Source organism: Pradoshia sp. TA40_28 (assembly GCF_059694525.1).
In genome coordinates this window covers 105,227-118,261 of record NZ_JCATZO010000001.1, presented here as the reverse complement: position 1 = coordinate 118,261, position 13,035 = coordinate 105,227, and the positions used below count along the sequence as shown (strand labels likewise).

Genomic DNA, 13,035 nt, shown 5'->3' with positions numbered 1-13,035 from the left:
GAAAACTTCATTGTAGTCCTATATTAGCCATATTACGGATTGTTTATACCACATATTGAAAAATTATTTTTTGACGATATATTTGTAAATAATATGTGCTACACCATGCTCCTCATTTGTTAAGGAGACATCCTTGCAAAGGGCTTTAATTTCATCGGATGCATTTCCCATCGCAACAGATAGCCCCGCTTTCTCAAACATAGATACATCGTTAAAGTTATCTCCAATGGCAATCGTTTCTTCAAGTGGAATTTGTAATTTTTTCAGTAAGTTTTCTAAAGCTATTCCCTTAGAGACACCTTTCTGGTTAATCTCAATATTCCCTTTACCAGATGAAGTAACGGTTAATCCTTCCATCTGTCCAAGAATCGTAACCGCATCTTTCAACTTATTCATATCCGTTGAAAAGACTAGTATTTTATATATTTCAATATCTTCTTCATTAATTAGCTTGAAATAGTCATCAGTTGCAAATACGAACCCTAATTTTATTCTGCCTTCAGCAAATTCGCGGACTTTTTCTTCTTCCTGGTCGGGATTGGCACTCAAAAAGATATCAACGAGTGAATCAATAGCCTTTTCAGGATTTTTGGAGAAGGTTCCCCTATTTGTATACATTTCAAAATAAAGATCCATTTCTTCCAATAGCTTAACTGTTTCTGATAAGCTATGATCTTCCATCGGGTTCGAGACTGTTATTTCACCTTTTTGATCAAATACAGCTGCTCCATTCAAGCTGATAATAGGGCAATTAAAGTTTATTTCATCAAGAGCAAATCTTGCTTCTTTATAAGACCGCCCTGTAGCGACGATTACCTGTCCCCCGCTGTCCCTGACAGCTTCCAGTGCTTTTCGAGTTTCATCACTCACCCTTTGATACTCATTCAATAATGTCCCATCCATATCTGTTACGATACACTTCAATTTCATTCTAATATCCCCCTATCTTTATAAAGCTGAGACGACTGGTTAGAAGCGACAAGCATAAGACGAATACTCGGAGGGAGGGTCCTTCTCCCGCAGAGTATTTGCTTATGACTCGAGCTCCTAGCTCCTCGAGGTCATAAGGATAGCCTCTGCGGGGGAAGAACGCCCCCTATGTGACTTTCCTTATGCTTGTCGGAGCTGGGCAGGCGCCTCAGCTTTTTTTGTTATTATTATGTATTACCCATTCAGTCATGGTTGTATCTATTAAATAAGGATTTGTTAGTACTAAATTAATAACCAACTCTTTAAATGGTCCTACGAACGATGATATTCTACCCTATCCATCTACACTTGCATAAAAGAAACTAAAATGGATAAACATACAATTAATTAATGAGCGTTACCACTTTTTTATTAAGTCAAAGAATATTAAACTAAGGGGGTGGCTTCACGGAAGCCCTTGCCAGCATTTATAATCATCTGGCTATGTATATACATATATTTTACCCATACATAACAAAGGTTTTCAAATTTAGCGATGAAAGTATTAGGTGACAACTATGACTAAACCAACTCAATCTCCTTTATCATTCTGGGGTGGACTGGGCTTTACTGCCCTATTGGCACTACTAGGATTTATTCTTGCTGAATTGCCATTTTTTGATTATATAGGCCCTTTAGCGTGTAGTATTTTACTCGCTATCCTCTATCGTAATCTTCGCAGCTATCCCACAAATTTGCGATCTGGTGTGCAATTTTCGGCAAAAATCCTGTTGCGGACTGCCATCATTTTATATGGTTTGAAATTAGATATGCAGATTATCTTCAATGAAGGGCTTGGTCTGTTGGGGAAAGCTCTGATTTGTATCGTATTTTCCGTAGCACTAATGGTATTGCTCGGAAAATGGCTGAAAATCGACCCTATGATCTCATTTTTACTAGGAGCGGGAACAGGGATTTGCGGTGCAGCTGCTATAGCAGCCGTATCGCCGATAATGGATTCAAAGGAAGAGGATACAGCGATGAGCGTCGGGATGATCGCCTTGATTGGTACTCTTTTTTCCGTCGTCTACACTATGCTCATTCCGGTTCTCCCCTTAACGCCATCTGAATACGGAATTTGGTCCGGGCTTAGCTTACATGAATTAGCTCATGTCGCATTGGCCGCCGAGCCTGCCGGTGAAGCTGCCGTCACAATGGCATTATTAGCTAAATTATGCCGTGTTTTCTTGCTGATTCCTTTCTGTTTTGTATTAGTATTCTGGATGAAACGTAAACAGGGCTCCGGCAATCAAGCAGCCATTCCATTCCCTTGGTTCTTACTGGGATTCTTGGCCCTAAGTATCTTTCGTACTTATCTTGCCGGCTCATGGTTTCCAGAATACTTATATGACTCCATTGCCTTGCTGACCACCTTTCTGCTTTCCATGGCTATGGCTGGACTCGGATTAACGATAGATTTAAAAGAGCTAAAAAGCCGCGCCAGTCTTCCCTTGCTTACGCTCTTCATCACATCGATCCTGCTATCCATTGTTACTTATTTCTGGGCTTAAAACCTGGGAGGCTTCTGCCTCCCTTTTTTTATTCCCTTCCTTGAAAGGTGAAGTTTTCAAATTCTTTTGTCGTACAAGCCCATGTACATGCATATGATGTTTTTAGCAATTAAAATGGAGGTTAACATTTAATGTATGGATTATTAGGATATGTCTATTTAGGAATTTCCTTATCAGCCCCTATTGGACCAATCAATGCAGCACAAATGGAACGCGGCCTAAGATATGGATTCTTGAATGCATGGGTATTCGGTCTTGGCGCCATTCTGGCTGACATCTGTTTTATGTTTGCTGTTTATACTGGCTTGTCTCAATATATGCAGGTTCCACTAATTCAAACCTTTCTCTGGTTATTTGGCGCATTTGTCCTAACCTATTCTGGCATTGAGAGCCTGCTGGCGGTTTACCACAAAAAAAACCAAAGCAATACTGGGAACAAAGAAATTTCACGTTCCTTTCGCTCTGGCTTTTTCATGTCGTTATGGAATCCTTTATCTATCTTGTTTTGGCTTGGCATCTATGGTTCAGTCCTCGCTAAAACAGTCACTCACATATCTAATCAACAAGTCATCATTAACAGTCTGGCTATCCTTGTCGGTATCTTTATTTGGGACCTTTCAATGGCAATGATGGCATCCATTTTTAGGCGCTATTTAACCAATAAGCTGTTGGCAGGAATATCAATCATATCCGGAATTTCCTTAGTAGGATTTGGGATTTATTTTGGAGTTATGGGTATTCAATCTCTTATCTAATCGCTAATTATGGATCCTTCGTTTTGTTATAGGTCTTTTTCGTTTTCGAATGATCGCCATAATAATGGTAAGCAGACCAACAAAAGAAACAAAAGCTAAACTTACGAAAAAGCCCATACGCGTGTCTTTTTCAATGACCGTCCCTACAATAGCCGTCGTAATAAAGAGAAGTCCTATATTACGTTTTATCTTATCTTTTATTTTCAGGTCAGCAAGCTTGGAATACGTTAACAGAATCAATATCCAATTGTACAGGATCAATAAGCTCGCTCCAGTAGTGAAATATTCATATACCTTATCAGGCATCACGCGTGATAAAACGATTGAGATAAGCAAGCCAGTCACTGTTACAGCAAAAGCAGGCAGAGGGATTGCAAATCTCCCTTTTTTGCCTAGTACTTTCGGTGCGTCTCGGTCCTCCGCTAATGTCGTCAGCATATTGCCAACGGAAAAAAGGGAAGCAGACATTGTTGAAAATCCAGCAATGATTAAGGCTCCATTAAAAATATGCGTAATAAACCTAAATGGATAATAGTTCAGAACTGTTAAGAATGGACTTTCATTTAAATTCACCTTATTCCATGGCAGCAGCATCACAACTAAGCCAAGTGATATAATGTAAATGACGGTTAACGCTAAAATCATAACTCTTCCTGCTTTTGGAGCATCCTCTTTCTTCTCCAATCGCATAGACATAATTCCAAGTACTTCAATGCCTCCAAAGGCAAAGAAAGCAAAAACGAGAGATGACCAAATCTTCTTCCAATCTGTCGGAAAAATCTCCTTGACTGTTGAAGGGAAATCTAACGAGCCTTTTCCATCAATCACTCCACACAAACCAAGAATCACAATAATGACAAACATCAAAATTGCAGACACTTTAACAATGGCACTGACATTCTCCATCGGTTCAAATAGCTTTGCACCAATAATAATCACAATCAGACCAAGTGCTCCGTAGATGGCCGCAAATATCCATAAAGGAAATTCAGGAAACCAAAACCTTGAAAACAAAGACAAAGCTGTTAATTGGCTTCCCATAATAAGCATTTCTGAAAACCAGTAAACCCAACCATTTAAGAATCCAAAGGAGCGTCCAAACGCTTTACGTGAATATGTACGAAAGGATCCTTTTTGGGGGTCTTTTTGCGTCATTTTTGCCAAAGCCTCATATACGATATAGGTCGTACATGCTGCGAGTAAAAACGAAATTAATATAGATGGACCAGCAAGCCTGATTCCTAATCCGGAACCAAGGAAAAAACCAGTTCCAATTGTACAGCCCACACCTATTAAGGAGAGCTGCCACCACTGCAGTTTCTTTTTTTCGGGATTTCCTTTAACTGCTGCTTTTTTCATATCCTATTCCGCCCTTTGATTACAGATTATATCCTCACTTAATCTGCTCCATCTTGGCGAAACTTATGCTTATTTACATACCAATAAAAAAGGGCACAATCCATAAAGGATTGTACCCAGTGGTTTCTAATTTAATTAGATACGCTCTACATTTGCAGCTTGTGGTCCGCGATTTCCATCTACGATTTCGAATTCAACTTCTTGACCTTCTTCAAGAGTTTTGAATCCTTCACCTTGAATTGCAGAGAAGTGTACGAATACATCGTCACCATCTTCACGTTCGATGAAACCAAAACCTTTTTCTGCATTAAACCATTTTACTTTTCCGACCATTTTTTTGGCCTCCTAACTTTTAGTGAAAATTTTTAAAAGTAGAAAACCAGAAAAACCTTTTCTGTCTAAGCATGTACTTAAAGACTGTAAAAATTTTTTTGATCTTCAAACCTTTTAGCTGTTCTTATCGTATCATATACCGCGTTAATTAACAAACAATTTAAACAAATTAAACTAATCCAAAATGTAATAAATATACCATAAAAGTGTAAAACTAAAATAAAATAATCTATATATTAACACAAAATGAAACTTTTGGAGTATTTGACAAGCAAAGTGACTGAAAATCAGATGCCTCTCCATTCTGCTTTTTCGATTCATTTGGATGCCACTCTTAAAAACATGTTGGTACTTATGCTTTGAAAACGTCCTTTAAAGCTCGACATTTTCTGGACGATGGAAAAAGCTGCAAACAATCAAACAAAGACAATAGAATAAAAATACATTCGAATATAGAAAAACAATCCTAGAAATAAAAGCTAAAATAACGGTCAAAACGAAATTGGTATTCTAAAACAAGCATGTCTACTAGGATGGCCAATGAGGGTGTCTATACATTTCCACCAACGAAACTGTGGTATATTAAACAGTACATAGTCAGTAAAGGAGTTTTCGAAGTATGGCAAAAAGTGTAGTCGTTGCTGAAAAACCTTCCGTTGCACGTGATATTGCAAATGTTTTGAAGTGTACAAAGAAAGGCAATGGATTTTTTGAAGGAAATAAATATATCGTCACTTGGGCCCTCGGACATTTAGTAACTTTAGCCGATCCTGAGGTTTATGATAATAAATATAAAGCATGGAATCTAGAAGATCTTCCTATGCTACCAGAACGCCTGAAATTAGTTGTTATGAAGCAAACTGGTAAGCAGTTTAATGCGGTAAAAACACAGTTAAGCCGCAGTGATGTGAATGAAATAATCGTGGCTACTGATGCAGGGAGAGAAGGAGAATTAGTTGCACGTTGGATTATAGACAAAGCAAAAGTTCATAAGCCAATCAAACGTCTATGGATTTCCTCTGTAACAGATAAAGCGATTAAAGATGGATTCAATAACTTAAAGCCTGGTAAAGATTATGAAAACTTATATGCTTCAGCTGTAGCACGCTCTGAAGCAGACTGGTATATCGGTTTGAATGCAACTCGTGCATTAACAACTAAATTTAATGCTCAATTAAATTGTGGTCGTGTACAGACACCAACAGTTGCCATGGTTGCAGCACGTGAAGATGAAATAAAAGGCTTCAAACCTCAAACCTATTATGGCATTGAAGCTCAGACAGATGGACTTAAATTGACTTGGCAAGATGCCAATGGGAATAGTCGTCATTTTAATAAAGAAAAAATAGATGCGATCGTTCAATCGCTTGGACGCAAAGATGCGACGGTTGTATCCATTGACCGTAAAGCTAAGAAGACCTTCGCACCTTCTCTTTATGATTTAACAGAACTGCAACGTGATGCGAATAAAATCTTTGGTTATTCGGCTAAAGAAACACTAAATATTATGCAAAAACTATACGAGCAGCATAAAGTTTTAACCTATCCTCGTACAGACTCACGTTATTTATCTTCAGACATCGTTAGTACGATTCCTGAGCGCTTAAAAGCAATTGGCGGCACAGAATACCGCAAGTTAGCCAACAAGATTGCGAGTAAACCAATCAAGGCGACAAAAGCTTTCGTCGATAACAGTAAGGTAAGTGACCACCATGCCATTATTCCAACGGAAGGCTATGTTAATTTCGCCGCCTTTACGGATAAGGAACGCAAAATTTATGATCTAGTCGTAAAACGATTCTTAGCCGTACTATACCCAGCCCATGAATTTGAGCAATTAACAGTACAAGCGAAAATTGGTACTGAATCCTTTATCGCACGCGGAAAAACAGTTATTCAGGCTGGTTGGAAAGAAGTATACGAAAATCATTTTGAGGATGACGATTCATCTGATGATGTAAAGGAACAATTATTACCGAAAATTCAAAAGGGCGATGTATTGAAAACACAGGTAATCGTTCAAACATCTGGGCAAACAAAGCCACCTTCCCGTTTTACGGAGGCAACTTTATTATCTGCCATGGAAAACCCTACAAAATATATGAAAACAAATGATAAGAAGCTTGCAGACACGCTCAAATCAACTGGCGGACTTGGTACAGTAGCCACTCGCGGTGATATTATTGATAAGTTATTCAATTCATTTCTGTTAGAAAAACGTGGTGGAAAAGAAATCTATATTACTTCTAAAGGTCGCCAATTACTGGATTTAGTACCTGAAGAATTAAAATCCCCATTGACTACTGCTGATTGGGAACAAAAACTTGAGCTAATCGCTAAAGGAAAATTGAAAAAAGATGTGTTCATCAATGAGATGAAGAAGCATACAAAAGAAATTGTCGCAGAAATCAAAGCCAGCGACAAAAAATACAAACACGACAATATCTCCACAAAGTCTTGCCCTGATTGCGGAAAGCCAATGCTAGAGGTAAACGGCAAGAAAGGGAAAATGCTTGTCTGTCAAGATCGGGAATGCGGTCATAGAAAGAACGTATCGCGTGTCACTAACGCACGGTGTCCACAATGTAAAAAGAAAATGGAACTCCGCGGCGAAGGTGAAGGACAGCTATTCACTTGTAAATGTGGATATCGCGAAAAATTATCTGCCTTTGAAGCGAGACGTAAAAAAGAATCTGGCGGAAAAGTGGATAAACGAACTGTACAAAAGTACTTGAAACAACAAGAAAAAGAAGCTGAACCAATTAATAATCCTTTTGCAGATTTATTAAAAGGAATCAAACTAGATTAAAAAAAAATATAGGGAATTAGCCAGATACTTCGCTAATTCCCTATTTTTTATTTCTTTGTTTTGAATCCGGAAATACTGCTTCGGAACTAGCCCAATCACCTGAGCTACACCAGAATCTATTCCAATCAATAGATTCATCAGGAATCTCTGCTTGCTCCCCTTTTGTTGTAAATATCAGTAACCCGTATCAAAAAAGCGCCCCAAACCGGGACGCCCTTTCCTTAGCTTATTTTTGATATTCCCTTATTAATTCGTCCATTGATAAAAGATTGGTATGACTGTATAGGAGGTCTGCTTTAGACAGCTGATCTTTAGAGCCTACGCCAACAGCATACATACCCGCACTCTTAATGGCTTCAACACCAGCCTCAGCATCCTCAATCCCAATGCATTCATCTGCTGGAACTCCTAGCTTTTCAGCAGCTTTTAGGAAGATTTCCGGATCTGGTTTTCCTTTTTTAATCGTATGCGCATCCACCATATAATCAAATTGGTCGCTCAGCTGCAAAGAGTTCATCACAGCCAGTGCATTTTTACTGACAGAAGCAAGGCCCAACTTATAGCCAGCATCTTTAATGTCCATTACTAGCTGCTTAATGCCAGGTAAGATATCATTCGGCGTAATTTGCTGAATCAGCTCCACATAATGCTCATTTTTCTGTGCAGCCAGCTTTTCCTTTTCTTCCATTGAATAGGAAAATTGTTTATTCCCAATTTCCAGGATGATTTCTAGAGATTCCATGCGGGAGATCCCTTTTAATCTTTCATTATCCGCTCTGGTGAACTCAATCCCCAACTCACCCGCAAGCTGTTTCCAGGCAAGATAATGATATTCTGCTGTATCTGTAATAACACCATCCAAATCAAAGATGAACGCTTTTAATTCCTTACTCACGCGATTGTCTCCTCCCTCTCTAGCGGTACTTTCACTACACCATCAACAGGTAATTCGAGCTCATGGCCGTATACGTTAAGTTTCATACCCGGTCCAGTTTGAGAAATGCTTACTTCATCCTTATTCACTTCAATGGTTAAATGGTGTTCTCTATAATTAATGTTAAAAGTATATCGGTCCCAAGCCGCCGGGATAAATGGCGCAAAGGAAAGTTCTTCATTAAATGTTTTCATACCCGCAAATCCCTGTACAATCCCTAACCAGGAACCAGTCATACTTGTGATATGCAAGCCATCCTCCGTGTCATTGTTATAGTTATCTAAGTCAAGCCGAGCTGTCCTTGTATACATTTCATACGCTTTCTCTTCCATTCCAAGCTCAGCAGCAAGGATGGCATGAATACATGGAGATAGGGAGGATTCATGAACCGTCATAGGCTCATAGAATTCAAAGTTTCGGCGTTTTTCTTCACGTGTATATTTATTATTAAGGAAATAAATACCCTGCAGGACATCCGCTTGCTTGATAAAACAGCTGCGCAAAATTTTATCCCATGACCATTTTTGATTTAACGGACGGTCTTCAGGCTTTAACCCAGAAACTGGCATCAAATCTTTATCCATAAATGTATCATGCTGAACAAACACCTTATTTTCCTCATCATATGGATAATACATTTTTTCTTTGATATCCTGCCAGTTATTCAGTTCTTCTTCCGTAATGAACAAATCTGAAAATCTAGCTTCGTGCCCATTTTCTTTCAAATAAGTAATGACTTCAAGCGTGTAACCTAACGTCCATGCCGCCATTGTATTTGTGTACCAGTTATTATTGACGTTATTTTCATATTCATTAGGGCCTGTTACTCCATGAATCATATATTGATCCTTCTTTTTATGGTAATGAACACGATCAGCCCAGAAGCGTGAAATACCGACCAGCACATCTATGCCATATTCGTTCAAATAACTCTTATCTCCGGTATAATTCACATAATTATAGATCGCATAGGCAATTGCCGAATTACGATGAATTTCTTCAAACGTAATTTCCCACTCATTGTGGCACTCTACTCCCGTGAAAGTCACCATTGGAAATAATGCCCCTTTTAGACCCTGTCTTTCAGCGTTAAGATAAGCTCCCTCTAATTGAGCATGCCGGTAGATTAAGAGATTACGAGCCACATCCGACTGAGCTGTTGCCAAATATAATGGAATGGCATAGGCCTCGGTATCCCAATACGTTGCACCGCCATATTTCTCTCCTGTGAATCCTTTAGGTCCGATATTTAAACGAGCATCTTCTCCATAATAGGTTGAAAACAATTGGAATAAGTTAAAACGAATTCCCTGTTGTGCTTCCATATCTCCATCAATTTGAACATCGGCCAAGTCCCAGCGCTCTGCCCACTGTTCACAATGCGCCTGCAAACAAGCCTCATAGCCTTGCTGCATAGCTGTATGGACAATTTCCAAGCCCTTTTCACTGAGAAATTCCGCATCATGGTCACGATCTGTTGTAATGGCTACATATTTGGTTAAGGTAACTGTTTTGCCCTCTTCCGCTGAAACCTCAATCTTATTATCTATATATTCTTCATGTTCGAATGGACTAATCGTAGCTGTGTTGCCATCTACTTCAAGGGCCATCGTTGCAGAAACAGTAAATCTATCCGTTCCGAAAGGGTTTTCATTTGTTTGCATAACCAAATGACCTGTGAGCTCAGATGAGCTGGAAGATATATAGTTCCAGAAGTCTTCTTCGTAATTGGAATCTTCATTACGGACTTCTCCGTCTAAATAAGGAATAAATGTAATCGCACTATCATGGTTAATCGGTTTAACCGCATACTTAATTACGGCTAATTGCTTCTCAGCGATTGATAGATAGCGGACTACTTCCACAGCTGTTTCTTTTCCTGCGTGTGAAATGGTAAAGCATCTTGTCAGAACACCCTTTTTCATATCCAGCTCACGGCGGTAGTTCATAATTTCTGACTTATTAAGATCAATTTCCTCTTCACCTATAAAAACACGGATTCCAATAAAATTGATTGTGTTGATGACTTTACCGAAATAATCAGGGTACCCATTTTTCCACCAGCCAACCCTGGTTTTATCTGGATACCATACACCTGCTACATATGTTCCTTTATGGGTATCACCTGTATAGGTTTCTTCAAAATTACCTCTTAGCCCCATATGTCCATTGCCAAGGCTCATCATACTTTCAGCTAGTCTAAAATCTTCTTTATGTATCTCTTCTTCAATGATTTTCCACGGATTTATTGAAAACAGCCTTTTCATGTAGTGCCCCTTTCTATCTTCACTCGATCATTTATGTTTACTAGTCATATATAGGCTTCCCAAGTCGTGCAACCGGTTGCACTAGTACCTTCTCAATTATAACGCATTCATTAATTTATGTAAGTATTATTTGAAAAATTCTTATATTAGCCTAAATTATATTAAAAAGTGAATCTTGAGTTTATAAAGGTAGATGAAAAATGTCTTTATAAAAAGCGGAGTTTTAAATTTGCAAGAGAAGGAAAACACAAAAATACCTCTAAAGATATGAGTAACCTTTAGAGGTAGAACAATCTTGTTAATCATTTGAATCAATATCAGGACTATTTTCATGTGGCGGTTTGCCAGGATGCCCGTTCCCAAAATGGTGAGGCGGGATGTAGCCATTTTCCTGGATCTTTTCAAATCGTTTATTCATATGATTTGTTAACATATCAGCAGCTTCCTGGGACATCACACCGTATTCTACATACTTTGCAATAATAGCCTTTTCCTTCTCATGCACTTCTTTATGCATCGCAGCCAGCTCTGATTTTTGTTGCTCGGTTAATGCTGGCCTTGTTTGTTTATCACTGTTTTCTGCCGCTTTTACGACCGTATTCGTTAATCCAATGGATGTCATGCTTAGCATAAACGCCATGATCAAAAGCAGAGACCATTTTTTCATTATTTCCACTCCTTCACTAGATTCTGCACCTAGTTTTTACCGCTTTTCATTATTTATGCATGACTCTTTCCCTATATAAGAAAAAAAGGCTGTACCCGTTCAGGCCAGCCCTTCCTTACTTATTTTCTATTACCTGGATTTGATTTTTTCTTTGTGAATTTTGGCTTTTGATCATAAACAGGCCGAGTATCCACAATTTTCCCTTTAAACAGTTCTTTTTTATGAACGGATATGTTCAATTCGCGCGCATATTTCTTTAATTCACGTTCCTCACGCGCAGTTACAATCGAAATGACTGTTCCACTTGCTCCCTGGCGGCCAGTCCTTCCTGATCGGTGTATATATTGTGCAATCGTTTCAGGAAAATCAACATGGATGACAGTAGGTAATCCTTCTATATCCAAACCCCTCGCTGCCACATCTGTAGCTAGCAATATGGTTGACTCTTTCCGACGAAATTCACGTATCGCTGCTTCTCTGTCCATTTTCTTAGAATCACCATGAATGACACCTAAATCTACTCCCTTAAATCGAAGCTTCGATGCCATAACATCCAGATTTCCAATATCTTTACCAAAGACAAGAGCTCGCATATCAGCCATTTTTGCCAGTTTCTCAAGGATGAAAATTTTATCACGCGCCTCGGTGACAAAATATATGTGATCCACTTTCGATTGTACTGTATCTTCCTTTTTAACTCTCACCTTAACAGGATCATTCATCCATTGGTCTGCTTCTTCCTCTAATCCAGCCGGCAGCGTAGCAGAAAAAAGAACGACCTGACGATCTCTCATTGTACTCTTAATGATTGTCCCAACTGTAGGCAAATGTTCCGGAATCATGAGCTGATCCCCTTCATCCAGTACAATTGTTTTCACTTCATGCATTTTTAGCTTTTTTTGCTTAATTAATTCTTCAAGTCTGCCTGGTGTTCCGATGACAATATGAGGATGTTTTTTTAGCTTCTCCAGTTGACGCTTTGGATTTGCTCCGCCAATAAACGATGCAGCCGTGATTCCTGTTTCTTTTGCCCATGCTTGTACCACTTCAAAAATCTGCATAACAAGCTCTCTTGATGGAGCTAGAATAACAGCTTGTACTTTTTGTTCATCCGCTTTTATTTTATTTAGGATGGGCAGGACATAAGCAAGCGTCTTCCCGGTTCCTGTCGGAGATTCTGCCAGTAGGTCACGCCCTTCATAGATCGGGACAAATGTCTCTTTCTGAACCGTCGTTGCTTCTTTAAATCCGGATAATTCCCATTGTTTTTTTAATCCATCTATTAACTCATTGACCATAAAATCATTTGTACTCATTATATTCTCCTGTCTATACGCTTACTTGTATGGTTCTTATTATACATATGCCAAACGATGATTATCAATAAAGGAGAGGTTCCGGCTTATTCCAAAGAACTCTCTCTCCTTCCTA

10 protein-coding genes are annotated in these 13,035 nt (G+C 38.9%); 3 read left to right on the top strand and 7 right to left on the bottom strand.

The genetic code is table 11. The features are described 5' to 3' along the window. Positions 1-63: 63 nt before the first annotated feature. The gene (locus AC58NB_RS00515; RefSeq protein WP_497424851.1) at positions 64-930 is read right to left on the bottom strand and encodes a Cof-type HAD-IIB family hydrolase; all 867 of its coding nucleotides are present in this window, start codon (positions 928-930) and stop codon (positions 64-66) included. A gap of 557 nt (positions 931-1,487) precedes the next feature. On the opposite strand from AC58NB_RS00515, the gene AC58NB_RS00510 reads away from it, so the two are divergent. Both AC58NB_RS00510 and AC58NB_RS00505 read left to right on the top strand, forming a co-directional pair. Beyond that, positions 1,488-2,480 carry a YeiH family protein gene (locus AC58NB_RS00510; protein ID WP_497424850.1) on the top strand — a complete coding sequence of 331 codons (993 nt, stop codon included), beginning with the start codon at positions 1,488-1,490 and terminating at the stop codon, positions 2,478-2,480. Positions 2,481-2,611: 131 nt separating this feature from the next. Continuing rightward, on the top strand, positions 2,612-3,235 hold the full coding sequence (locus tag AC58NB_RS00505) for a LysE family transporter (RefSeq protein ID WP_497424849.1): 624 nt from the start codon (positions 2,612-2,614) through the stop codon (positions 3,233-3,235). 3 nt (positions 3,236-3,238) lie between these two features. On the opposite strand, the gene AC58NB_RS00500 is transcribed toward AC58NB_RS00505, so the two are convergent. Together AC58NB_RS00500 and AC58NB_RS00495 are read right to left on the bottom strand one after the other, a co-directional pair. Continuing rightward, positions 3,239-4,594, bottom strand: a complete 1,356-nt coding sequence (locus tag AC58NB_RS00500) for an amino acid permease (RefSeq protein ID WP_497424848.1) — start codon at positions 4,592-4,594, stop codon at positions 3,239-3,241. 135 nt (positions 4,595-4,729) lie between these two features. Further along, complete coding sequence (locus tag AC58NB_RS00495; protein ID WP_066109465.1) at positions 4,730-4,927, bottom strand: cold shock domain-containing protein; 198 nt, start codon at positions 4,925-4,927, stop codon at positions 4,730-4,732. Between the two features lie 619 nt (positions 4,928-5,546). On the opposite strand from AC58NB_RS00495, the gene AC58NB_RS00490 reads away from it, so the two are divergent. Further along, entirely contained in the window at positions 5,547-7,736 is a 2,190-nt protein-coding gene (locus tag AC58NB_RS00490) for a DNA topoisomerase III (RefSeq protein ID WP_497424847.1), read from the top strand. 226 nt (positions 7,737-7,962) lie between these two features. On the opposite strand, the gene pgmB is transcribed toward AC58NB_RS00490, so the two are convergent. The 4 genes from pgmB to AC58NB_RS00470 form a co-directional block, all read right to left on the bottom strand. Beyond that, on the bottom strand, positions 7,963-8,631 hold the full coding sequence (pgmB, locus tag AC58NB_RS00485) for a beta-phosphoglucomutase (RefSeq protein WP_497424846.1): 669 nt from the start codon (positions 8,629-8,631) through the stop codon (positions 7,963-7,965). Continuing rightward, the gene (locus AC58NB_RS00480) at positions 8,628-10,937 is read right to left on the bottom strand and encodes a glycoside hydrolase family 65 protein (protein ID WP_497424845.1); all 2,310 of its coding nucleotides are present in this window, start codon (positions 10,935-10,937) and stop codon (positions 8,628-8,630) included. Before AC58NB_RS00480 ends, pgmB begins: the two co-directional genes overlap by 4 nt. A 298-nt stretch (positions 10,938-11,235) precedes the next feature. Beyond that, on the bottom strand, positions 11,236-11,604 hold the full coding sequence (locus AC58NB_RS00475; protein WP_497424844.1) for a YckD family protein: 369 nt from the start codon (positions 11,602-11,604) through the stop codon (positions 11,236-11,238). 119 nt (positions 11,605-11,723) lie between these two features. After that, the gene (locus tag AC58NB_RS00470) at positions 11,724-12,920 is read right to left on the bottom strand and encodes a DEAD/DEAH box helicase (RefSeq protein ID WP_497424843.1); all 1,197 of its coding nucleotides are present in this window, start codon (positions 12,918-12,920) and stop codon (positions 11,724-11,726) included. Positions 12,921-13,035: the final 115 nt, after the last annotated feature.